The organism is Streptomyces sp. NPDC085866 (assembly GCF_044541035.1).
Taxonomy (GTDB): domain Bacteria; phylum Actinomycetota; class Actinomycetes; order Streptomycetales; family Streptomycetaceae; genus Streptomyces.
This window is the reverse complement of the sequence record NZ_JBITSQ010000009.1, coordinates 20,051-40,719: the sequence shown is the minus strand read 5'-3', so window position 1 is coordinate 40,719 and position 20,669 is coordinate 20,051. Positions and strand designations below refer to the sequence as shown.

21 protein-coding genes are annotated in these 20,669 nt (G+C 72.0%); 9 read left to right on the top strand and 12 right to left on the bottom strand.

The features are described 5' to 3' along the window. Positions 1-32: 32 nt before the first annotated feature. The 4 genes from ACIF83_RS23260 to ACIF83_RS23245 are packed head-to-tail and all read left to right on the top strand — an operon-like array spanning position 33 to position 4,727. Positions 33-1,442: an extracellular solute-binding protein gene (locus tag ACIF83_RS23260; RefSeq protein ID WP_393483409.1), complete on the top strand. Its 1,410-nt coding sequence runs from the start codon at positions 33-35 to the stop codon at positions 1,440-1,442. Further along, positions 1,439-2,461 carry a carbohydrate ABC transporter permease gene (locus ACIF83_RS23255; protein WP_399729518.1) on the top strand — a complete coding sequence of 341 codons (1,023 nt, stop codon included), beginning with the start codon at positions 1,439-1,441 and terminating at the stop codon, positions 2,459-2,461. Before ACIF83_RS23260 ends, ACIF83_RS23255 begins: the two co-directional genes overlap by 4 nt. A gap of 14 nt (positions 2,462-2,475) precedes the next feature. Beyond that, positions 2,476-3,330, top strand: a complete 855-nt coding sequence (locus tag ACIF83_RS23250; protein WP_393483304.1) for a carbohydrate ABC transporter permease — start codon at positions 2,476-2,478, stop codon at positions 3,328-3,330. Continuing rightward, the gene (locus ACIF83_RS23245) at positions 3,327-4,727 is read left to right on the top strand and encodes a glycoside hydrolase family 32 protein (RefSeq protein ID WP_399729515.1); all 1,401 of its coding nucleotides are present in this window, start codon (positions 3,327-3,329) and stop codon (positions 4,725-4,727) included. Before ACIF83_RS23250 ends, ACIF83_RS23245 begins: the two co-directional genes overlap by 4 nt. Here the strand turns inward: ACIF83_RS23245 and ACIF83_RS23240 are convergent. Together ACIF83_RS23240 and ACIF83_RS23235 are read right to left on the bottom strand one after the other, a co-directional pair. Further along, positions 4,690-5,772 (bottom strand): LacI family DNA-binding transcriptional regulator, encoded by a 1,083-nt coding sequence (locus tag ACIF83_RS23240; RefSeq protein WP_393483309.1) that lies wholly within the window; start codon positions 5,770-5,772, stop codon positions 4,690-4,692. The genes ACIF83_RS23245 and ACIF83_RS23240 overlap by 38 nt on opposite strands. Positions 5,773-5,845: 73 nt before the next feature. After that, entirely contained in the window at positions 5,846-6,721 is an 876-nt protein-coding gene (locus ACIF83_RS23235) for a helix-turn-helix domain-containing protein (protein WP_399729512.1), read from the bottom strand. Positions 6,722-6,870: 149 nt separating this feature from the next. Between ACIF83_RS23235 and ACIF83_RS23230 the strand changes: the two genes are divergently transcribed. After that, entirely contained in the window at positions 6,871-7,734 is an 864-nt protein-coding gene (locus ACIF83_RS23230) for an oxidoreductase (protein WP_399729509.1), read from the top strand. A gap of 154 nt (positions 7,735-7,888) precedes the next feature. Here the strand turns inward: ACIF83_RS23230 and ACIF83_RS23225 are convergent, their stop codons facing one another. Beyond that, complete coding sequence (locus ACIF83_RS23225) at positions 7,889-8,656, bottom strand: dienelactone hydrolase family protein (protein WP_399729506.1); 768 nt, start codon at positions 8,654-8,656, stop codon at positions 7,889-7,891. 397 nt (positions 8,657-9,053) lie between these two features. On the opposite strand from ACIF83_RS23225, the gene ACIF83_RS23220 reads away from it, so the two are divergent. Beyond that, a complete protein-coding gene (locus tag ACIF83_RS23220) occupies positions 9,054-9,488 on the top strand; it encodes a cupin domain-containing protein (RefSeq protein ID WP_393483319.1) in 435 nt (144 codons plus the stop codon). Here ACIF83_RS23220 and ACIF83_RS23215 read toward each other — a convergent pair whose 3' ends face one another. The 4 genes from ACIF83_RS23215 to ACIF83_RS23200 all read right to left on the bottom strand — a co-directional run bounded on the left by ACIF83_RS23215 (position 9,489) and on the right by ACIF83_RS23200 (position 13,421). Further along, entirely contained in the window at positions 9,489-11,828 is a 2,340-nt protein-coding gene (locus ACIF83_RS23215; protein ID WP_399729502.1) for a SpoIIE family protein phosphatase, read from the bottom strand. A gap of 54 nt (positions 11,829-11,882) precedes the next feature. Then, a complete protein-coding gene (locus ACIF83_RS23210; protein WP_393483324.1) occupies positions 11,883-12,350 on the bottom strand; it encodes a peroxiredoxin in 468 nt (155 codons plus the stop codon). Next, complete coding sequence (locus ACIF83_RS23205; protein ID WP_393483327.1) at positions 12,347-12,727, bottom strand: DoxX family protein; 381 nt, start codon at positions 12,725-12,727, stop codon at positions 12,347-12,349. The genes ACIF83_RS23210 and ACIF83_RS23205 overlap by 4 nt, the downstream gene beginning before the upstream one ends. 169 nt (positions 12,728-12,896) lie before the next feature. After that, positions 12,897-13,421: a MarR family winged helix-turn-helix transcriptional regulator gene (locus ACIF83_RS23200; RefSeq protein WP_399729498.1), complete on the bottom strand. Its 525-nt coding sequence runs from the start codon at positions 13,419-13,421 to the stop codon at positions 12,897-12,899. Positions 13,422-13,595: 174 nt separating this feature from the next. Here ACIF83_RS23200 and ACIF83_RS23195 point away from each other — a divergent pair, with 174 nt between their 5' ends. The 3 genes from ACIF83_RS23195 (at position 13,596) to ACIF83_RS23185 (ending at position 15,512) form a co-directional block, all read left to right on the top strand. Further along, positions 13,596-13,976 carry a hypothetical protein gene (locus ACIF83_RS23195; RefSeq protein ID WP_399729496.1) on the top strand — a complete coding sequence of 127 codons (381 nt, stop codon included), beginning with the start codon at positions 13,596-13,598 and terminating at the stop codon, positions 13,974-13,976. Positions 13,977-14,016: 40 nt separating this feature from the next. Beyond that, a complete protein-coding gene (locus tag ACIF83_RS23190) occupies positions 14,017-14,559 on the top strand; it encodes a hypothetical protein (protein ID WP_393483332.1) in 543 nt (180 codons plus the stop codon). A 194-nt stretch (positions 14,560-14,753) separates the two neighbouring features. Continuing rightward, positions 14,754-15,512 (top strand): XRE family transcriptional regulator, encoded by a 759-nt coding sequence (locus ACIF83_RS23185; protein ID WP_393483335.1) that lies wholly within the window; start codon positions 14,754-14,756, stop codon positions 15,510-15,512. Positions 15,513-15,559: 47 nt separating this feature from the next. Here the strand turns inward: ACIF83_RS23185 and ACIF83_RS23180 are convergent, their stop codons facing one another. The 5 genes from ACIF83_RS23180 to ACIF83_RS23160 all read right to left on the bottom strand — a co-directional run bounded on the left by ACIF83_RS23180 (position 15,560) and on the right by ACIF83_RS23160 (position 20,616). Continuing rightward, positions 15,560-16,885: an MFS transporter gene (locus ACIF83_RS23180; protein ID WP_399729492.1), complete on the bottom strand. Its 1,326-nt coding sequence runs from the start codon at positions 16,883-16,885 to the stop codon at positions 15,560-15,562. Positions 16,886-17,035: 150 nt separating this feature from the next. Then, positions 17,036-17,986: a VOC family protein gene (locus ACIF83_RS23175; protein ID WP_399729489.1), complete on the bottom strand. Its 951-nt coding sequence runs from the start codon at positions 17,984-17,986 to the stop codon at positions 17,036-17,038. Further along, positions 17,967-19,082, bottom strand: a complete 1,116-nt coding sequence (locus tag ACIF83_RS23170; RefSeq protein ID WP_399729486.1) for a 4-oxalomesaconate tautomerase — start codon at positions 19,080-19,082, stop codon at positions 17,967-17,969. Before ACIF83_RS23170 ends, ACIF83_RS23175 begins: the two co-directional genes overlap by 20 nt. Continuing rightward, on the bottom strand, positions 19,079-19,861 hold the full coding sequence (locus ACIF83_RS23165) for a 4-carboxy-4-hydroxy-2-oxoadipate aldolase/oxaloacetate decarboxylase (protein WP_399729483.1): 783 nt from the start codon (positions 19,859-19,861) through the stop codon (positions 19,079-19,081). The genes ACIF83_RS23170 and ACIF83_RS23165 overlap by 4 nt, the downstream gene beginning before the upstream one ends. Further along, the gene (locus ACIF83_RS23160) at positions 19,858-20,616 is read right to left on the bottom strand and encodes a PIG-L deacetylase family protein (protein ID WP_399729481.1); all 759 of its coding nucleotides are present in this window, start codon (positions 20,614-20,616) and stop codon (positions 19,858-19,860) included. The genes ACIF83_RS23165 and ACIF83_RS23160 overlap by 4 nt, the downstream gene beginning before the upstream one ends. Between the last annotated feature and the right edge of the window lie 53 nt (positions 20,617-20,669).

Genomic DNA, 20,669 nt, shown 5'->3' with positions numbered 1-20,669 from the left:
TCAAACCTTTACTAACACGAGTTAGGCACATGATGACCGACTCGCACCTCTCCCGCCGCGTACTCCTGCGGTACGGGGCCTACGGCGCGGGAGCCGCCGCGCTGGCCGGTACCGCCGCGAGCTGGGACCGGCTCACCGGGGCCGACATCCCGGGCCGGGACGACGGCTCGCTCGTCGTCGCGACCCTGGGTTCCGCGTTCTCCCCGGAGGGGGTCCGTGCCCTCGTCGAGGGCTTCCGGAAGCTGCACCCCGACATCAGGGTCCGGGTCAACGCGGTCCAGGCCGTCGACTGGTCGGACTTCTTCGCCAAGATCCTCACCCAGATAGCGGCGGGCACCGCGCCCGACCTGGTCTACGTGGCCACCGAGGGCGTGCAGTTGTTCGCCCGGCGCCTCGGTGTCCCGCTGGACCGCTGGGTGGAACGGGACGCGGCGGAGCTGAAGGAGTACTTCGCCGACGTCCATCCCTCGCTGGTCGAGTCGATGATGTACGAGGGCAGCCTGTACCAGCTGCCGATCGAGTTCAACGCGGCCGACATGTACCTCAACACGCAGGTGCTGAGGCGGGCGGGCGCCGACCTCCCGGCGGACGACTGGACCCGCGACGACTTCACCGCCCTGCTGCGCCGGATGAAGCGGGCGAGCGACTCCCACTTCACGCCGTACTTCTGGACCAACCGGCTGTGGGGCGGCGTGGTGCCCTGGCTGTTCGCGAACGGCACCAACCTGCTGGCCGAGTCCAAGGCGCCGGGCGGCGACTGGCTGTGGGACTCCTTCTATCCCGCGGCGCAGCGGCAGGGACGCGGGGGCGGCTTCCGCTGGACGACCCCGCAGGCCACCACCGACCGGGTGGCGGAGGCGTACGACTACCTGGCCCAGCTCATCCAGGAGGACCTGTGCACCCGCCCCGAGGGCGGCAACGGCCAGAACCTGATCGGGGTGTTCTCGACCGGCCGGGTCGGGGTCACCCCCGCCGGCGGCTTCTGGGCGGGCGGTCTGCACCTGGCGGGCATGCGGGACGACGGCTTCGACGTGCGGTACTTCCCCCGCTGGCGCACCCAGCGCCACCAGTTCGGCGCCGCGGGCTACGCGCTGCTGCGCACCTCGAAGAAGCAGGACGCGGCCTGGGAGTTCATCAAGTACTCCGCCCGCCGGGACACCCTGACCCGGCTGTTCACGACGAACCAGACGACCCCGGCGCGTCGTTCGATGCTGACCGACGCCCGCTACCGGGAGACCGGCCCGGCGCACTGGCGGGTCTTCTACGACACCGTCGACAAGTTCCCCGACACCGGGCCCATACCGGCGCCGCCGCAGGTCGCCGAGGTCACACAGGTGCTGCTCAAGCACACCGGGACGGCCCTGGCCGGCCCACGTTCGGTCGGGCCCGCGCTGCGCCGGATGCAGGGCGATCTGGAGAAGGCCATGGAGCGTGACGTATGACCGATACGACCAACACGAGCAATGCGAGCGACGCGCGCGGGACGACGGGCACGTCGAAAGCGGCGGACGCGACGCGGACCCGGTCGTCCGCGAGACGGTCGCGGCACTCGGCCCCGCCCTCGGCGGCGGTGCGGCCCTCCGCGCGGGAGCGGGGGACGCGGCTGCTCGCCGCACTGTTCCTGGCGCCCACGGTGGTCGGCATCGTGGTCTTCACGGTCGTACCGATCATCGGCTCGGTCGTGCTGAGCCTCTTCCACTGGAACGTGATCGACTCGCCCGGTTTCGCCGGAACGGCCAACTACCGTGAGGTGTTCACCGACTCGACCGTGCTGGTGTCCTTTCGCAACACGCTCGTCTTCATGGTCTTCGCGGTCGCCGCGCAACTCCTGATCGCCCTGGCGCTCGCGCTCACCTTGAACGGCCGGATGCCGACATGGCTGCGCTCGGTGTTCCGTTCGGCGTTCTTCTTCCCGCTGGTGCTGTCGGCCGCGTCCATCTCGGTCGTGATGAAGTACCTGTTCAACCAGGACTTCGGCGTGATCAACTGGCTGATCGGGTTGTTCGGGATCGCTCCCGTGCCGTGGCTGACGTCCGAGCACGGCGCTATGGCCACGGTGATCATCGTGTACGTGTGGCAGCAGTTCGGTTTCTCGTTCCTGCTGTTCGTGGGCGGGCTGAACAACATCCCGAAGGAGATCCACGAGGCCGCCGCCCTCGACGGCGCGACCGGGCTGCGCAAGCACCTGTCCATCACGCTGCCCCTGCTCTCCCCCACCCTGCTGGTGGCCTCGGTGGTCGGCATCATCAACGCGCTGCAGGTCTTCGAGCAGCCGTACGTGCTCACCGACGGCGGTCCCGGCGACTCCACCCGCACGGTGGTGATGGTCATCTACGAGAAGGCCTTCGAGCAGCTGCGCTTCGGTGAGGCGTCCGCGGTGGGCGTGCTGCTGTTCGTGCTCATCATGGCGGTGACCGCCGTCCAGTTCCGGCTCAGCCGGCGTTTCGTCCACTACCAGTGAGCCGGGTGAGTCCCTTGAGCCAAGCAACCCTGTCCCTCAGCCGTGCCCGGTACTCGCTCGGGCCGTGGGCGCGGATCGCCGGCCTGACCGTGTGCGCGCTGCTGACCCTCGGCCCGGTCGTCTGGACCGTCTCGACCTCGCTGCGCACGCCGGCGGACTCGTTCGACCTGCCGCCGCAGATCATTCCGACCCGTCCGAGCACCGCCGCCTATCACGGGGTGTTCGACCAGATAGACGTCTGGCTGCTCGCCCTCAACTCGACCCTGGTGACCGCTTTGATCGCGGTCGGCCAGATGATCACCGCGGGTCTTGCGGGTTACGCGTTCGCCCGGCTCGACTTCCGTTTCAAGAAACCGCTGTTCGGGTTGGTCCTGGCGACCATGATGGTCCCCTTGCAGGTCACGATCGTTCCGGTGTTCCTGGTGCTCAAGTCGATGGGCCTGACCGACACGCTGCTCGGTCTGATCGTTCCGGCGTTCCCGACCGCCTTCGGCACCTTCCTGATGCGCCAGTACTTCCTCGGCATGCCGAAGGACCTCGGCGAGGCGGCGATGCTGGACGGCGCCGGGCCCTGGCGGATCTTCCGGTCGGTGTACGCGCCGCTGGCCACTCCGGGCCTGGCCATCGTCGGCGTCCTGGCCTTCAACTACCACTGGAACGAGTTCTTCCGCCCGCTGATCCTGGAGACCTCCGGGCAGAACTACACACTGCCGCTGGGGCTGGTCTCCCTCCAGGGCAACCTCGGCACCGGCTCCATCTCGGTGGTGCTGGCCGGTGTCGTCCTCTCGATGCTCCCCGCCGTCGCCGTCTTCCTCGTCGGCCAGCGCCCTCTCCGCGAGGGCATCACCTCCGCAGGAGTCAACCGTTGAGCCTCGCCGCTCCCGCCCCGGACCCGCACGCCCCGCGCTTCCGGGTCCGCCCGCCCGCCAACTGGATCAACGACCCCAACGGACCCTTCCGTTGGCGCGGCCGACACCACCTCTTCTACCAGCACAACCCGGCGGCACCGGTGCACACGAACGTCCACTGGGGCCATGCCTCCAGCGCCGACCTGGTCCACTGGGAGCACCACCCGGTCGCCCTCACCCCGGCACCCGGCGGCCCGGACGAGGCCGGCTGCTGGTCGGGCTGTGTGGTCGACGACGCGGGCACACCCACCGCCGTCTACACCGGTGTGGACCGCACCCACACCGGCCTCGGCACGATCTGCCTGGCCCGGGCGGCGGACCCGGACGACGACCGGCTCCTGCGGTGGCGGCCGCTGCCCACCCCCGTGGTCACGGGACCGCCCGCCGGACTCGACGTGGTGATGTTCCGCGACCCCTTCCTCTTCCGGCACGCGGGCCGGCGCTGGGCCCTCGTCGGCGCGGGACACGCCGACGGCACCCCGTCCGTCCTGCTCTACGACTGCGACGAGCTGACCGAGTGGCGCTTCGCCGGGGTGCTGCTGGCCGGCGACGACCCGGTGGCCGCCGACGCGTTCGGCGGCAAGGCGGTCGGCTGGGAGTGTCCGCAGCTGTACGAGACACACGGCGGCGATCACGTCCTGGTGGTGTCCCTGTGGGACGGCACGCCCTGCGGCACCGGGTACCTGACGGGACGTCTGGAGGCTTCGGAAGACAGCCGGTTGCGGCTCGTGACACGCTCCGGCGGCCGCCTCGACCAGGGCCGGGACTTCTACGCCCCCGCGGTTCTCCAGGAGCCCGGTCGCGCCCTGATGTGGGGCTGGTCGTGGGAGGCTCGGGACGACTCGGCGGTCCTGGCAGCCGGTTGGGCCGGTGTGCTCACCGCGCCCCGAGTGGTCGACGTCCACCAGGACGGATCGCTGCGTGTCACCCCGGCCCCGGAGCTGGAACTCCTGCGTGCGCAGCGGCCGTTCGCGAGCGGGCCGGGCCGGGCGCCGCTTCCGGTGTCGTACGACCTGGTCGTCACCGCCCGTGACCGCACGATGGTCACCCTGCTGCGGGCGGCGGACCGTGCGCTCACGATCCTGCTGGACCCGGCGGCGGGCACGGTGGTGCTTGACCGCAGCGGCTGGCCCAGGGAGCGCGCCGAGGGATCCGCCCCGATCACGGTGGACGTCCGGCCCGGCCCGGACCTGGCGGTCCGGGTGCTCGTGGACGGCTCGCTGCTGGAACTGTTCGTCGAGGACCGGGCGACGGTGACCGAGCGGGTGTACCGCGGCCCGGGGGACGTCGCCGAGCTGGTCGTGGACGGGGATGCCGAGGTCAGCGGGTGGGAGCAGGTCCCACCGAGGCACGGCTGACCACGGGGCAGGCGAGGCGACGGACGGTGGCGGGCGGGGTGCGGCCGGTGTCGATGGCGTCCAGCAGCAGCCGGGCCGCGGTCTCGCCCATCGCCCGGTGCGGCAGCGCGACCGTGGTGAGCGCCGGGGTGAGGTAGGCGGCCATGTGCTCCTGGTCGTCGTAGCCGACCACCGACAGATCGTCGGGTACCGCGATGCCGAGCCGGGTCGCGGCGTGCAGGACGCCTGCCGCGACCCGGTCGTTGTAGCAGAAGATCCCGGTGGGACGGCGGTGCGGTTCCGTGCCCTCGAGCAGCCGGGTGGCGCCCTCGTGGCCGCTGCTGATCTCACCGCCGGTGCGGACGACCCACTCCTTGGGCACGGTGACGCCCTCGGCGCGCAGGGCGTCCCGGAAGCCGCGCAGCCGCTCGACCGAGGCGATGTCGTCCTGTCCGCCGACCAGCGCGATCCGGTGGTGGCCCGCCTCCAGCAGCAGCCGGGCGGCAGTACGGCCGCCGGCCCGCTCGGCCGGGATGACGGACGGCAGCGAGTCGTCCTCCGGCAGGCAGTTGGCGAGCACGGAGTGGGTGCGGTGGAGGCCTTCGGGGACGCGGACCCGGCGCAGGGACATCGCGGCGTAGATGATGCCGTCGACCCGCCGGTCGAGGAGTTCGGCGACAGCCGCGTCCTCCTTGGCGGGGTCGCCGCCGGAGTCCACGGTCAGCACGAGGTGGTCGCTGTCCCAGGCGGTCTCCATCGCGCCGCGCAGCAGCCGCCCGGCGAACGGGGACGAGGCGATCTCGTCGGTGACCAGTCCGATCACGGCCGTACGGCGGCGGCGCAGACCGCGGGCGACGGGGTCGGGCCGGTAGCCGAGCTGGGCGGCGGCCTGGCGGATGCGTTCCTGGGTCGCGGGCGAGAGGTTGCCCTCGGCACGGCCGTTGAACACGAAGGAGACCGCGGTGTGGGACACGCCGGCGAGCCGGGCGACGTCCCGTGACGTAGGCCGTCCGCCGCCCCCGGTGCTCCTGTCCGTGCCGCCGCCCATGCCGTCCGCTGCCCTCATCCCCACCCGTCCGGTTGATCACTGCTCACCCTATCCGTGAGGCCGGGTGGAGGACACCGGGTCCGGTGCCGGTCTACTGCTCCTCGACGCGCTCGGTCCGGGCGTCGGATCGGGGAGCGGAGAGGCTGCCGAGGATGTCGAGGAGTTCGGCGCTGCGGCTGCCGGGCTCGGCGTGGAAGACGACCAGGGTGAGTCCGTCGGTGCCGTCCACGGAGAGTTTGTTCGAGTGCAGGTCCAGGTCGCCGACCTGCGGGTGGCTCAGGTGGCTGACCCGGCCGCGCCGGGGCCGTACGTCGTGCCGGGCCCAGAGCATGCGGAAGCGTTCGCTGCGCAGGGAGAGGTCGCCGACCAGGTCGCGCAGCCGGGGGTCGTCGGCGTCGGGCCCGGCGTACGCGCGCAGGGTAGCCACGCCCTCCTCGGTCAGGTCCTCCCAGTCCCGGCGCAGTGCCCGCTCGGCGGGGTCGAGGAAGACGGCCCGCAGCAGGTTGACGCCGGGCCGGCAGTTCGGGGTGAGGGCCGTGGCGAGGGCGTTGGCGGCGAGGACACCGGTGTACCGGTTCTGGATGTAGGCGGGGTTGCGGGGCCAGCCGTCGATGAGCTGCAGAAGGCTGGACGGCACCGGTTCCCGGCCGCGCGCCGCCCGGGTGCGGGACGGGGGCCGCGCGCCGCTGGGCCGCTCCTGGGCCAGACCGAGCAGGTAGGAGGTGGCGTCGGCGTCCAGCCGCAGCACCCGGGCGATGGCCTCGAGGACCTGCGCGGACGGGTTGCGGTCGCGGCCCTGCTCCAGGCGCAGGTAGTAGTCGGAGCTGATGCCGGAGAGCATCGCGACCTCCTCGCGGCGCAGCCCCGGCACCCGGCGCAGGCCCGAGCCGGGCAGCCCCACGTCCTCGGGCCGGACCTGCGCCCGGCGGGCGCGCAGGAACTCGCCGAGCGCGTTCGTACCGTCCATGACACCACCGTACGGCCGTGCCGCCGGCCGTGACTGTCCCTGCCACTCCCAGGAACGCGGGGGCACTGCCGCCCAGGCGGGGTTCGGCGCACCGTGGAGACAGGGCACCGGACGTACCGGTGACCCTCGCACAGCACGAGAGGTACGACATGACTGCACAGCTCGGCGGCACCGTCACCCCGGCCGACGGTCTGACCCTGACCCGCATGGGCTACGGCGCCATGCAGCTGGCCGGGCCGCATGTGTTCGGCCCGCCGAAGGACCGGGCGCGGGCCGTGGCGTTGCTCCGTGCGGCGGTGGAGGCGGGCATCACCCACATCGACACTGCCGACTTCTACGGCCCCGTGGTCGTCAACGAGATCATCAGGGAGGCCCTGCACCCCTACCCGGACGAGCTGCACATCGTGACCAAGGTCGGCGCGCGGCGGGGAGCCGACGGCAGCTGGACCGTGTCCCGTCATCCGGAGGACCTGAAGGCGCAGGTGCACGACAACCTGCGGCACCTGGGGCTGGAGACGCTGGACGTGGTCAATCTGCGGCTCGGCGACATGGACACCCCGAACGAGGACTCCGTCGCCGACCAGTTCGGCGCCCTGGCGGAGCTGCGGCAGCAGGGCCTGATCCGGCACCTGGGGCTCAGCGCCGCGTCCGTCGCGCAGCTGGAGGAGGCGCAGGCGATCGCGCCCGTGGTCACGGTGCAGAACCTGTACAACCTGGCCGACCGGCAGGACGACCCGCTCGTCGAGCGTACGGCGGCGGAGAACATCGTCTTCGTGCCGTACTTCCCGCTGGGCGGGTTCACGCCGTTGCAGTCCGAGACGCTGTCGAAGGTGGCCGCGCGGCTGGGCGCCGCACCGCAGCAGGTCGCCCTGGCCTGGCTGCTGCGCCGCTCGCCGAACATCGCGCTCATCCCCGGCACGTCGTCCCCGGACCACCTGCAGAAGAACATAGCCGCGGCCGCTCTGGTCCTCCCGGAGGACGCGGTCGCGGAGCTGGACGGCATGTCCGGCTGAGCGGACCGTACCGGGTTACTCGGGCGAGCGGCAGTCCTGGTCCGTCCCGCGGGGTCCGTCGGCCCGACGGTCGGCGGGCGGGTGGACGGACCGGTGGGTCAGGCGGCGCGGCCCGGTACATCGGCCGCAGCTCTCCCCTCGGTCTCCGTGGTGCTCATGACTCCGGTTTCCCGGGGGCGGGGTGAGGGGTGAGGTGGGTGTCGAAGAAGGTCTCGATGCGCTGCCATGCGTCGGCGGCCGATTCGGGGTGGGGTCCCGTGCCGGTGACCCGTAGCAGCGGGCGCAGGAGCTTGGGGCCGACTTCGGCGTCGTTGAGGAAGGAGTGGCCGGCGTCCGGGTACTCCTTGACGTCGTGGACGACGCCGAGCCGGTCCAGGGCGGTCTCCAGCCGGGCGGCGGCCCCCCGGAGCATGCGGTCCCGGCCGCCGTAACTCCCCACGACGGGGCAGGCGTCGGTCAGGACGGCATCCAGGTCCTTCGGCAGCAGTCCGTAGTTGACGGCGGCCGCGTCGAACCGGCCGCGGCCGGCCGTCATCAGGGCGAACGAGCCGCCCATGCAGAAGCCGATGATGCCCACGGCGCCGGTGCAGTCGGGGTGCCCGGCGAGATGGTCGCGGGCGGCTTCGATGTCCTGGTAGGCGCGCCCCTTCCCCGACAGCGCGGCCCGCAGGGTGGCCACCAGGCAGCGCCGCGCGCCGCCCTGGGTGAACAGGTCCGGCATGAGCGCCAGATAGCCCGCGTCGACCAGCCGCCGTGTCTGGCGCAGCATCACCTCGTCCACGCCGATGGCTTCGTGGACGACCACGACACCCGGCCAGGGGCCGTCACCTGCCGGTCGGGCGAGATGCCCGGTGAGCTGCCGGGAGCCACCCAGCCGGCTGCTCAACGGGCCCAGTTCCACTGCTTCTTCGGGAAGGGGCATCGACTACCTCCGGCGCTTGGACTTCCGAACGGGCGGGGCACAGGTCGAGGTCCAGCAGGGCGTTGCGGTCCTGCGGGCGTACCGTCATCGCTTCGCCGTATGCGGCGACGGAACGTCAGCCTCATGACGTCATCGACGGCTTCGGCCCGTTCCGCGACGACGAGTGAACCCACCTGTTCGGGACGAGGGAGGACGCTCAAGCTCTGATGTCGCAGCGGACGGCGTTTGCGTGGTGAACCTCGGTGGACACACAGAGCAGGTGTTTACCGATTCGCCATTTTCCGAAACGGGGTCAGGGGCGGTTTCAGGAAATCCGGATTACCGGGTTCCGCCCCCGACTCGCCCTCCCCGGGCCTATGTTCACGGCGGTACCCCCTCGCGTCCATGGAGGCTCCGCATGCGCACCGCACTCCGCCTGGCCGTCACCGGCGTGCTGACCGCCGCCACCGTCCTGACCTGCGGCACCGCCGGGGCGACCCCGCCGGGACCCGGGGTGACGGCCCGGATCATCAGCCAGACCACTGTCGGCGACACCGACTACACCCTGCGGGAGATCACGGTCCCGCCCGGTCAGAGCACCGGATGGCACTACCACGACGGTCCGTTGTACGGCTTCGTGAAGCAGGGCACTCTCAGCCACTTCGACTCCACCTGCGCCTCGGACGGCGTGTACCGGAAGGGTTCGACGATCCAGGAGCCGTCCGGCCCGGACCACGTCCACATCGGCCGCAACCTGGGTGACATCCCGCTCGTCCTCTATGTGCTCTACGTGCTGCCGCACGGCTCCCCGTTCTCGGAGGACGCGCCGAACCCCGGCTGCCCGTTCCAGTGATCAGGTGTCGGGCAGCGGCTGTTCCGCCCAGATGGTCTTGCCGCTGCCCGTCTGCCGGCTGCCCCAGCGCTGGGTGAGCTGGGCGACCAGCAGCAGTCCGCGGCCGCCCTCGTCGTAGGCGTGCGCCCGGCGCAGGTGCGGTGAGGTGGAACTGCCGTCGGAGACTTCGCAGATGAGCGCACGGTCGCGGATCAGGCGCAGTTTGATGGGCGGTTCGCCGTAGCGGATGGCGTTGGTGACGAGTTCGCTGACGACGAGTTCGGTGACGAACGCGGCCTCCTCCAGTCCCCAGGCAGCCAGTCGTTCGGTGGCCGCCTGCCGGAAGCCGGCCACACGGGCCGGGTCGGGCGGTACGTCCCAGGTGGCCACGCGGTCGCCGCCGAGGGCACGGGTGCAAACCATGAGCAGCGCGACGTCGTCGGTGGGGTGTTCGGGCATGACGGCCTTGAGGACGTTGTCGCTGAGCGCTTCCAGGGAGTCGGCGGGTACGCCGAGGGCGCGGAGCAGTTCGTCGGTGGCGCGGTCGAAGTCCCGGTCGCGGTCCTCGATCAGTCCGTCGGTGTAGAGGGCGACGACCGATCCTTCGGGCAGTTCGAGTTCCGTCGCCTCGAAGGGCAGCCCGCCGACCCCGAGAGGCGGTCCGGCGGTCATGGGGACGAACTCAGGGACGTCGCCGGGCAGGACGACGGCGGGGGCCGGGTGGCCGGCGGCGGCCATCGACAGACGGCGGGAGACGGGGTCGTAGACGGCGTACAGGCAGGTGGCGCCGAGTTCGGCGACCTCCTCACCACCCTCGTCGGAGGCCAGGTGGGTGACCAGGTCGTCGAGGTGGGTGAGGAGTTCGTCCGGGGGCAGGTCGACATCGGCGAGGGTGCGGACGGCCGTGCGCAGCCGGCCCATGGTGGCCGAGGACTGGATGCCGTGGCCGACCACGTCGCCGACGACCAGCGCGACCCGGCTGCCGGAGAGCGGGATCACGTCGAACCAGTCGCCGCCGATGCCGGCCAGTGACCCACTGGGCAGATAGCGGTGGGCGACGTCGACCGCGGCCTGTCCCGGCAGTCCCCTGGGCAGCAGGCTGTGCTGGAGGGCGTGGGCGGTGCTGCGTTCGCGGGCGAAGCGACGGGCGTTGTCGACACAGACGGCGGCGCGGCTGCCGAGCTCCTCGGCGAAGACGGCGTCGTCGGGGCCGTAGTCGTCCGGGTGGGCCGTGCGGATGCACACCGCGACGCCCAGGGCGGTGCCGCGGGCACGGAGCGGCACCGCGATCATGGAGTGGACTCCCTGCCGGTGGGGGCGGCCGGCGGGCGCACGCGCATCGTGCTCGGCGAGCCACTGGACGAAGCCCGGCTCACCGGCGTGGGCGAGCACGGCACGGCCCTCGCGCAACGCCCGGGCCGGCGGCGAGGACGGCTGGTAGACGTGCGTCTCGCCCAGCTTGAGGGCCGCACCGGGGGTGCCCTCCCGAGTGGAGCCGTGGGCGACGCGGCGCAGCTCGACACCCCCGTCCGGGATCGCCGGCGGCTCGTCCGCGCCGAGGACCCAGTCGAGCAGGTCGACGCTGGCGTAGTCGGCGTACTGCGGGACCAGGAGTTCGACCACCTCCTCGGCGGTGCGCACCACGTCGAGGGTGGTGCCGATGCCGGTGGCCGCCTCGTTCAGCAGGGCGAGCCGGCGGCGGGCCCAGTACTGATCGCTGCTGTCGAATGCCGACAGGGCGACGGCGGTCAGCTCGCCGGAGTGGTCCCGCAGGGGCCACATCTCGATGCTCCAGGCGTGCTCCCGATTCAGGGCCGGGGCGCCGGTGAAGCTCTCGTAGCGCAGCGGCCGGCCGGTCTCGGCGACCTCGCGCAGATGACCGAGAAAGCCCCGGCTGTGCTCGGAGTCCGCCACGGTCTCCGGGTAGAACCGGCCGACCAGCGCCTCCTCCGGTACGCCCATCACCTGGCAGGCGACATGGTTGACGCGCAGAAAGCGTTGCTCGAGGTCGAGGACCGACATGGACATCGAGGCCTGCTGGAAGGCCTGGGCCGCCAGCTCGGCACCGGCCGGGTCGAGCGGGGCGACGGTGACCACGTATCCGGTGGGCGCGCCGTCGGGGCCGACGACCGGGCAGGCGGTCAGAGCCAGCTCGACCCGGTGTCCGTCGCGGTGTCGCAGGGCGAGGGTCCCGGCCTGCGCGGCGAGAACCTCGGAGGGAACGTCCTCGGCGAGCAGGTCGGTCGCCGGCCGGCCGACGACCTCCTGCGCCGTGCGGCCCGTGAGCAGTCGTGCGCCCTCGCTCCACCCCGTCACCCTGCCCTGGGCATCGATGATCGCCGCGGCCGCGACACGCTCCATATGCCCAAGGATGATCCGATTGTTCCGGGGCATCAAGCGCGGCAGCGGCCCGCTTCAGCCCTTGTGGGCGCGCAGTGCGGACAGGGCCCGGTCGGCGTGGGTGTTCATCCGCAGCTCGCTGCGGACGATCTCCAGGACCGAGCGGTCCTCCGCGATGACGAAGGTGACCCGCTTGGTGGGGGCGAGCGTGAAGCCCCGCTTGACCCCGAACCGCTCGCGGACCGCTCCGTCGGCGTCGGAGAGCAGCGGCATGCCGAGGGTGTGCCGACCGGCGAACTCCTGCTGGCGTTCGACGCTGTCCCCACTGATTCCGACCGGGCGCGCACCGACGGCGGCGAATTCCGCGGCAAGGTCGCGGAAGTGGCAGGCCTCGGCGGTGCAGCCGGGCGTCAGGGCGGCGGGATAGAAGAAGAGGACCACCGGGCCCTCGGTCAGCAGCTCGGTGAGCCGCCGGGTGGTGCCGGTCTCGTCCTGCAGGGCGAAGTCCTCGACCTTGTCCCCGACCTCGATACGCTCGCTCACGACCGTCCCTCTCCGTTCCTTGCCACACTGCGGGCCCACAGTACGAGGGGTACCTGGAGGGGCAGCCGGGCCAGGGCCGCGTTCCGCTGCGGAGCGGGCCGGTGCCGCCAGTCGACGGCCATCTTCACGTTGGCGGGGAACACCCCGACGAAGAAGGCCGCGGCCGCCTTCGCGGCGACGGCGCGGGTACGGGGCGATGCCAGCCCGGCCGCCAGTGCCAGTTCCACGGCCCCGCTGCCGTAGGTCCATGCCCGGGGCGAGCCCGGCAGCACCTTCGGAATCGTGGCGTCGAACTGCCTCGGGGCGGCGAAGTGGGCGACCCCGACCGAGGCCAGCAGACCGGCCAGCAGCAGGGGTGAGCGTTCGGACCGGGGCACGGATCCTCCTCTGGTGTCCTGCCGCCGGATATTACTCGACGGTAGACACTGGGGCCGCCGCTTCGGGATGAACAGATGGGGCCGCCGCTTCGGGAGGAACGGCCGGAACCACCACTGCGGAGGAACGACCGCGACCACTACCCCCGGGAGGAAGCCACGGCCGCTGCCGTCACGCCGTCGCCGCGCGGGCGTCGGCCTCCTGGCCGGACTCGTCGTCCACCGCGCAGGCGAGGAAGTCGTCGACCATGCGATGGAACAGCCCGGCCAGCTGCCGCAGCTCCTCGGGCTGCCAGCCGGAGAGAGCGAGCTGCATCCCGCGGGCCCCGGCCTCCCGGACCCGCGCGACGGCCTCCCGGCCGACGTCGGTGAGCTCGATCCGCTGGGCCCGGCGGTCGTCGGGGTCGGGGACCCGGGTGACGTACCCCGACCGCTGCAGCTGCTGCACGGTCCGCGTCACATGGGAGGCCTCCACGCCCAGCCGCTGTGCCAGCTCCCCCGGCCTGAGCGGCTCGGAGTCGGCGATCTGCCGCAGCAGCGCCACCGCGGCCCGGTCCAGCGGCACGCCGGCCAGCGCCGTCAGCCGCTCGTGCCGGCGGGCACGCGTGGCAAGGTACGTGATGCGCGTCAGGGCACGCTCGATCTCGATGACCTCGGCAGAGGCGGGCGGGACGTCGGACAGCGGTTCCGTGGGCATACTCGCGAGTTTACCATATAGTTGCGTAACTTAAGTAAGTTAATGAAGTGCCCGCAGCCGGTGATCAGCAGGGCGTTCCGGCGATGACTGCGGCCCTGCGGGTCGTCCGAGTGGAAGGCGGCGCAGATCGGCGCGCCGTCGAGCACGCCGGTGAGCAACTCGAAGGCGAGCGACATGCCGGATCCCTTGGCGCCGCCCAGCGGCAGCGGCAGCGGCAGCGGAATGAGCGCGTATCCGGTGGGCTCCGGCACCGAGATGTGGGTGGACGGCGAGGTGACGAGGCCGGAGCGGTTCGGCACCACCTACGTCCCGTCACCTGTCCCTCACCTGTTCCGCAATGTGGGTGACACCCCGCTGCGGTTCCTGCGGGTGCACTCCTCGGGGCACGTCACCGGGACGTTCACGGAGACGGGCAGGACCGTGGAACGCCTCTCGGCACAGGACCGGAAGGGCCGAGACACGGGGCGGCGCCCGTCCCCGGGAACGTCCCCGGCGTCCCGGGGGACGCGGGAACGGCATCCTGACGGCCCGTCACGGCAACGCTGGCTGTTGTGATCACGGTTCGTGGTCACGAGAACGACAGCCGGAGGTTTCCATGATCCGACGGACTCTCAAGAGCGGGGTGCTGGCCACGGTCGCGGTACTCGCGTTCCTGCCCACGGCGGCCGGGGCCGCCTCGGCGAGCGCGACCACCGCCCCGCGCCCGGTGCCCAGCGTCGCGGCCCAGCACACCACGCACCACGCGAAGCAGCGCACGCACCACGCCAGGCACCGCGGCCACCACGCCAAGCGCACCGTCCGCCGCGTCCACCACCGCCGGTACCGCACACGCCACATGCACCACTTCGTCGCCGCGGGAGTGGCGCGGGCGGTCGCGCAGGGCATGTCGTACCGCCGCACCCTGCCCACCCTCGGCCGGGTCTCCACGCACGGCGCCCGGCTGAACGTCCGCTCCGGTCCCGGCACCCACTACCGCGTGATCGGGCACCGGCACACGCACCGACTGCTCACGCTCAGCTGCAAGACGTACGGCTCCTGGGTGTACGGCAACCACACCTGGTACCGCCTCCCGCACCACCGGGGCTACGTCTCCGCCCGCTACGTCCGCACCGGCCGCACCGCCGTCCCGTGGTGCTGACGACCACTCACACACGCACCGTCTGACCGTCGAAGGCCTGCTCGGGATCCCCTTCTCCCGAACAGGCCTTCGACGTACACATGCCTCACCGTCCTCATACCTCGGCCGGTGTTGCGGATCCCGATTGCCTGGGAAGCCATTCCGACAACAGGGGCGAAAGCGCCCATAGCGGAATGGGAGTCGAGGGACGCACGATGCGGCATCCCCAAGGATCGGCCACGCCGGACGAGCCACTGGTGGTGAGACTGCGCGAACTGAAGGACGGTACGGGACTGAGCCTGGCGGCACTCGCCGCGCGCACCCCGTACAGCAAGTCGGCCTGGCACCGCTATCTGACCGGCACCAAACGGCCCCCACGGGCCGCGGTGGAGGCGCTGAGCCGACTGGCCGGCGCCGATCCCGAAGCCGTACTGGCCCTGTGGGAGGCGGCCGAGGAGCCACCCGCACCGGGTCCGCCCGAACAGGCGGTCCGGCCCCGCCCCCGATGGCTGCCGCTGTCGGCGCTCGCGCTGCTCGGCACGGCCGCAGCGGTGGCCGCCGCGGTCACCGTCTCCGGCCGGCAGGGCTCCCCCGCGCCCGCCGCGCAGACCCTCCTGACCGCGCCCCGCTGCCACGCCCGCTCCTGTCAGGGCCAGTTGCCCGACGCGTCGGTGTGCGCCCGGGACGCGCAGACCACGAGCACGGTGTCCGACCCCGACTACGACGTCCGGCTGCGCTACTCCCCCGCCTGCGGCACCGCCTGGTCGGAGGTGCGGGTGCGCACACCGATGGCGCGTGAGGTGTCGGTGCGGGCCGGGCAGGACGTGCTGTCGGCGAGCTATCCGGCGGGCGACTCCGCCCAGGACACCAGCCCGATGCTCGCCGTCCGCTCGCCCAAGGGCGTGGAGGCCTGCGCCGAGGTGGGCGGGAAGCTGGCGTGCACGGGTCTGGACGTGGAGCCGCCCGGCGAGTGAGGCAACGGCGGTGCCGCACCCGGGGTCCGGGTGCGGCACCGTGCCGGTCACCGGGCGGCGACGAGCTGCTGCTCCACGCCGCTGCGCTCCGGCCCCCGGGCCGAACGCAGGGCCGCGAGGCCGATGAAGACCATCGACGACACACCGGCCAGGGCGAAGGCCGTGAAGCCCCAGTCGCCGTTGCCCGCGGCGAGCAGCTGACCACCGAGCCACGGACCGAAGACGGCGCCGAAGCGGCCCATGCCGGAGGTCCAGCCGACGGCAGTGGCGCGGTTGTCCGGGGTGGAGCGGATGGAGACGGTCGCATAGATCATCGTCTGGGCGCTGTTGAGGAACACACCGGTGAGGAAGACGACCAGGAAGGTCACACCCAGCGGCATGTGGATGCTGAGCAGGAAGACACCGGCCGCGGCGAGCGCGAACCAGACCGCGGAAATGCGCGGGGCGCCGAAGCCGTCGGCGGCGCGGCCCGCGACCAGCATGCCGACGATGCCGCCGAGGTTGAACAGGACCACGAAGGTCAGCGCGGAGCCGAGGTTGTAGCCCTCGCCGCGCATCAGGGTGGGCAGCCAGGTGGCGACGCCGTAGACGAGGAGGAGTCCGCCGAACGAAGCCAGCCAGTAGAGCAGGGTCTGGAGCCACTCGCCGCCGCGGAACAGGTTGAGCAGGGCGTCCCAGCGGTCGGCGGGCATCTTCCTGTCGGCCGCGGCGGGCAACTCGACGTCGTAGCGGTCGGCCAGCGCGCGGGCCTGTTCGGTGCGCCCCTTGGCGACCAGGAAGCTCAGCGACTCGGGCAGCACCTTGGCGAGCACCGGGACGAAGAGCAGCGGGAGCACGCAGACCCAGAACGCGGAGCGCCAGCCGACGGGCTCCACGAGCCACTTGGCCACGTAGGCGGAGAGGATGCCGCCGGCGTGGTGGGCGGTCATCAGCAGGCCGATGGTCAGGGCGCCGCGGCCGCCCCTGGCGTAGTCGGAGACCATGCTGATCGCGGTGGGCAGCAGACCGCCGAGGCCGACACCGGCCAGGGTCCGGCCGAGACCGAAGACCGCGACGCTGTCGGCTGTCGCGCACACGCCGGAGGCCAGCGAGAACAGCGTGACGCAGGCGATCATCAGCCTCTTGCGGCCGATGCGGTCCGCGACCGTGCCCACCGTCAGGGCGCCCACCAGCATGCCGAAGGTGGCGTAGCTGCCGAGGTCGCCGGCCCGGTCGGGGGTGAGGCCGAAGGTCTTGGTCGCCAGCAGGTGGGGCAGCACCGAGCCGTAGATGAACATGTCGAGGCCGTCGAAGAGGACGGCGAGCCAGCACAGACCGACGACCAGCAGCGCGAGTCTGCTGCCGCGAGCCGAGGGGGCGGGGGAGGAGGACATCGTTGTTTTCCTCTCGTCCAGGGGGCGTTCCCTGGAGGGGGTCAGTGAGTGTGCCAGACGCCAAGGACCCGCCACGCACAACGTCAACATTTTTGTCAACAATTGCATCGACAATGAGGCGCCGGCGTGGGGACTCCGGGCGGTCGGCGGTCAGCCCACCGGCGGTGTGCCGTGGGTGTGGAAGGACTCGATGGTCTTCAGCCCCCAGGCCTGTCCCTTGGCCCGCTCGGCCTCGGTCCAGGTGATCAGCGGCCAATCCGGGGCCAGGACGAGCCGGGTGAGCGGGTTGCACAGCTCGATGCGGTTGCCGCCGGGCTCGTAGACGTAGAGGAAGAACGTCTGCTGGATGGCGTGCTTGTGCGGTCCGGTCTCGATGAAGACGCCGGTGTCGATCGCGAGGTCGGCGGCGCGCAGGATGTCCTCGCGGGTGTCGGTCGCGAAGGCGATGTGGTGCAGCCGGCCGGTCGAACCGGTCCGGTCCTCCGTGTACACGACGTCGTACGACTTGTTCGTGAAGGTCAGCCAGCGGGCCGCGATCCGCCCGGTGTCGAGCCGGATCTGCTCGGTGGGCCGGGCGCCGAGCACGTGTTCCTGGAACTCGGCGGCGGCGAGCACGTCGGCGGCGAGGAAGTTGACGTGGTCGAGCCGCCGCACCCCCGCGCCCCGGTTGGGCTTGGCCTGCGGCTGGTTCTTCAGCGCCGGTTTCAGCTCATCGGGGGCCTGGTAGTGCTCGCTCTCCCAGTACAGGGCGTGTTCGTGTCCGTCCGGGTCGGTCGTGACGTACAGCGCGCCGAGGCCGGGTTCGTCCTCGGCCCAGCGTCCCTTGCCGCCCGCCGCCTCGATCGCCCTGATACGGCGGTGGAGGGCCTCATCGCCGGAGGTGCGCAGCGCGAGCCGGCCGAGGCCGGGCCGGTCCCGGGCGGTGAGGACGAGGCTGTGGTGCTCGTAGTCGTCGAACGTGCGCAGGTAGACGGTGTCGCCGTCCTCCCCGTTGACCGTGAGCCCCAGGTAGTCGGTGAAGAAGGCGACACTGGCGTCCAGGTCCGGGGTGAACAGCTCGACGTGGCCGATATGGGCGATGTCACCGAGCGGCGGAGCCATCGTTGCCTCCAAGGGGTTGTACGGGTGCGGGTGCGGCGGCACGTGGGAAGACGATGCCGTCGATGATCTTTCGGGCCGTGCGGACGACGGCGGTACGACGCGCCGTGGGCGGGGAGGCGGCCGGGTCGACGGCCGTCTCGACGTCCAGGAAGCCGGTGGGGTGCTCGATGCGGACACGGTCGCCTCGCTCGGGCGGCCGGGCGATCCCCTCCCCCACCCCGCCGGGCAGCCGCAGCCCCGCCGCCACGCTCGCGGCGCCGAGGACGCCGATGGAGGTGTGGCAGCGGACGGGGATGAAGGTGCGGGTGGTGACCGCGCCGCCGGCGCGGGGCGGGGCGAGCAGGGTGAGCTTGGGGACGGTGGCGGTCTCCACATCCCCGAGCCCCATCAGCCGCCCGGCCTCGAGCCGGATCTCATGGAGGCGGTCGGCGAGTGCCAGGTCCTCCTCCAGGTCCTTCGGTTCCTCGTATCCGGTGACCTTCAGCGCGGCCGCAGGGATGAGCACGGTCGGCATCCCGTTGTCCACGCAGGTCACCTCGGTACCGGCGACGGTGTCGCGGACGCGGCCCGTGGGCAGCAGCGGGGTCTGCCCGGCCGGGAACTCGATCACCACGGGGGCCGCGGTGCCGGGGACGCCCGAGATCTCGGCGTCACCGGTGTAGTCGACGCGCCGGGCCGGGGTGGGGAAGGTGGCTACGGCCCGCTCCCCCGTGTTCAGCATGCGGACCCGTACGGAGGTCTCGCCGTCACCGGGGGTCACGAGCCCCCGCTCGACCGCGAACGGGCCGACTCCGGCGAGGATGTTCCCGCAGCTCTGACGGTCGCTCACCTCGCCCCGGTCCACGGCCACTTGGAGGAAGAGATAGTCCACGTCTGCGTCCGGAGCGCCGGACGCGGAGACGACTGCCACTTTGCTGGCGAGCGGGTGGGCTCCGCCGAGTCCGTCGATCTGGCGCGGGTCGGGGCTGCCCATGACCCGCAGCACCAGGTCGTCGCGGGCCGCCGGGTCGGCGGGCAGGTCCTCGGCCAGGAAGTAGGCGCCCTTGGAGGTGCCGCCGCGCATCAGCATGCAGCGCACCTCCGTGGGACCGCTCACGCCCCGGCTCCGTCCCGGGCGTGGGCCCCATCCCGGACGCAGGCCCCATCCCGGACGTAGGCCCCATCCCGGACGCAGGCCCCACCCCGGACGTAGTCCTCGTATCTGGTGTACGTGACGCCCAGTTGGGCGAGCCTCTCCCGCAAGCCGTAGCGGTCCAGGCCGAGTTGGCCCTCGACGAAGGCGGCGCGGGAGGCGGCCTCCCTGGCCTCCCGGGCCGCGGATGCGTCGACGGCCTCGCGGGCCTTCTCGCGCGGCACGACCACGACTCCGTCGTCGTCGGCGAGGATCACGTCACCGGGCCGGACCAGCTGACCGCCGACGGCCACGGGTACGTTGACCGAGCCGCCGGTCGCCTTCACGGTGCCCTGTGCCGAGACGGCGGCGGACCAGGCGGGGAAGCCGAGTTCGCGCAGCTCCTGGGTGTCCCGGATGCCGGCGTCGATGACCAGGCCGCGCACGCCCCGCCACTTCAGTGCGGTGGCGAACAGTTCGCCGAACATGCCGTCGGTGGAGGGCGAGGTGGTGGTGACGACCAGCAGGTCGCCCTCGCCGCACTGCTCGACGGCCGCGTGAATCATGAGGTTGTCGCCGGGCCAGGACAGCACGGTGACCGCGGTGCCCGCGACCCGGGTGCCCTGCTGGATCGGGCGCAGCCGCGTCGGCAGGAGTCCGGTGCGGCCCATGGCCTCGTGCACGGTGGCCACGCCGTACCCGGCGAGGGCCTCGACGTCCTCGGCGTCGGCCTTGGGTGGGCCGGTGACGATCACGCCGCTCATACCAGCTCCTTGGTGACCTGCGGGTAGGGGCGCATGTAGGCCTCGGCCATGGTCTTGTGCGGCAGGCCGAGGTTGGGGCCCGCGTTCCGCTTGAGCTGGACGCCGCGGCGGACGGCGAGGTCGGTGTAGTAGTCCCACAGGTGCTGCTGGGCGCCGAGGCACTCCATGGCCTTGCGCTTGGTGTCCCACACCTCGGTGATGTCGAGCAGGACTTCGGGCCGGAAACCGCTCATCTCCGGCTGGTGCGGCTCGAAGTAGAAGACGGGCGGGGCGCCGATGATCTCGCCGGGGCCGGGGTAGCCGACGGCCTGGGCGAGGACCCGGGCCTCCAGCGCCATGCGGTTGGCGGCCGGGTGGTCGCCGTTGTAGGGGTCCTCGACCGGGTGGGTGAGCACCACGTCGGGCTGGGTCTCACGGAAGACCGCGACGAGCCGGTCGGTCAACTCGGCGCCGGCGACGAGCGGGTAGTCGCCTGCGTCGAAGAAGCGGACCTCGGCGCCGAGCGTGCCGGCGGCCTCCTCGGCCTCCGCCCGGCGTATCGCCTTGATCTCCGCCAGGGTCTTCCCCTCGCGCCACGCCTTGGCGGACTCGCCGCGCTCGCCGAAGGTGAGGCAGGCGATGGTGACCTTCTCCCCGCGCGAGGCGGCCAGGGCGACGGCTCCGCCCGCGCGCCACACGAAGTCCCCGGCGTGCGCGGTGACGACCAGGGTCGAACGTGGTGGGGTGGGGGGCACGGGCGCGTGGGCGTGCGTCATTGCGGAAATCTCCCTTTTCAGGCTCGGTTCACCGCAGGGGTGTGCCCCTGCGG

What these genes read in the sequence shown, in the direction of transcription:
- ACIF83_RS23200 (WP_399729498.1), bottom strand. Translation starts at nt 13,421, where the DNA reads ATGCCCACGGAACCGCTGTCCGACGTCCCGCCCGCCTCTGCCGAGGTC.
- ACIF83_RS23230 (WP_399729509.1), top strand. Translation starts at nt 6,871, where the DNA reads ATGACTGCACAGCTCGGCGGCACCGTCACCCCGGCCGACGGTCTGACC.
- ACIF83_RS23195 (WP_399729496.1), top strand. Translation starts at nt 13,596, where the DNA reads ATGCCGGATCCCTTGGCGCCGCCCAGCGGCAGCGGCAGCGGCAGCGGA.
- ACIF83_RS23260 (WP_393483409.1), top strand. Translation starts at nt 33, where the DNA reads ATGACCGACTCGCACCTCTCCCGCCGCGTACTCCTGCGGTACGGGGCC.
- ACIF83_RS23180 (WP_399729492.1), bottom strand. Translation starts at nt 16,885, where the DNA reads ATGTCCTCCTCCCCCGCCCCCTCGGCTCGCGGCAGCAGACTCGCGCTG.
- ACIF83_RS23160 (WP_399729481.1), bottom strand. Translation starts at nt 20,616, where the DNA reads ATGACGCACGCCCACGCGCCCGTGCCCCCCACCCCACCACGTTCGACC.
- ACIF83_RS23185 (WP_393483335.1), top strand. Translation starts at nt 14,754, where the DNA reads ATGCGGCATCCCCAAGGATCGGCCACGCCGGACGAGCCACTGGTGGTG.
- ACIF83_RS23225 (WP_399729506.1), bottom strand. Translation starts at nt 8,656, where the DNA reads ATGCCCCTTCCCGAAGAAGCAGTGGAACTGGGCCCGTTGAGCAGCCGG.
- ACIF83_RS23235 (WP_399729512.1), bottom strand. Translation starts at nt 6,721, where the DNA reads ATGGACGGTACGAACGCGCTCGGCGAGTTCCTGCGCGCCCGCCGGGCG.
- ACIF83_RS23240 (WP_393483309.1), bottom strand. Translation starts at nt 5,772, where the DNA reads ATGAGGGCAGCGGACGGCATGGGCGGCGGCACGGACAGGAGCACCGGG.
- ACIF83_RS23255 (WP_399729518.1), top strand. Translation starts at nt 1,439, where the DNA reads ATGACCGATACGACCAACACGAGCAATGCGAGCGACGCGCGCGGGACG.
- ACIF83_RS23215 (WP_399729502.1), bottom strand. Translation starts at nt 11,828, where the DNA reads ATGGAGCGTGTCGCGGCCGCGGCGATCATCGATGCCCAGGGCAGGGTG.
- ACIF83_RS23220 (WP_393483319.1), top strand. Translation starts at nt 9,054, where the DNA reads ATGCGCACCGCACTCCGCCTGGCCGTCACCGGCGTGCTGACCGCCGCC.
- ACIF83_RS23175 (WP_399729489.1), bottom strand. Translation starts at nt 17,986, where the DNA reads ATGGCTCCGCCGCTCGGTGACATCGCCCATATCGGCCACGTCGAGCTG.
- ACIF83_RS23165 (WP_399729483.1), bottom strand. Translation starts at nt 19,861, where the DNA reads ATGAGCGGCGTGATCGTCACCGGCCCACCCAAGGCCGACGCCGAGGAC.
- ACIF83_RS23190 (WP_393483332.1), top strand. Translation starts at nt 14,017, where the DNA reads ATGATCCGACGGACTCTCAAGAGCGGGGTGCTGGCCACGGTCGCGGTA.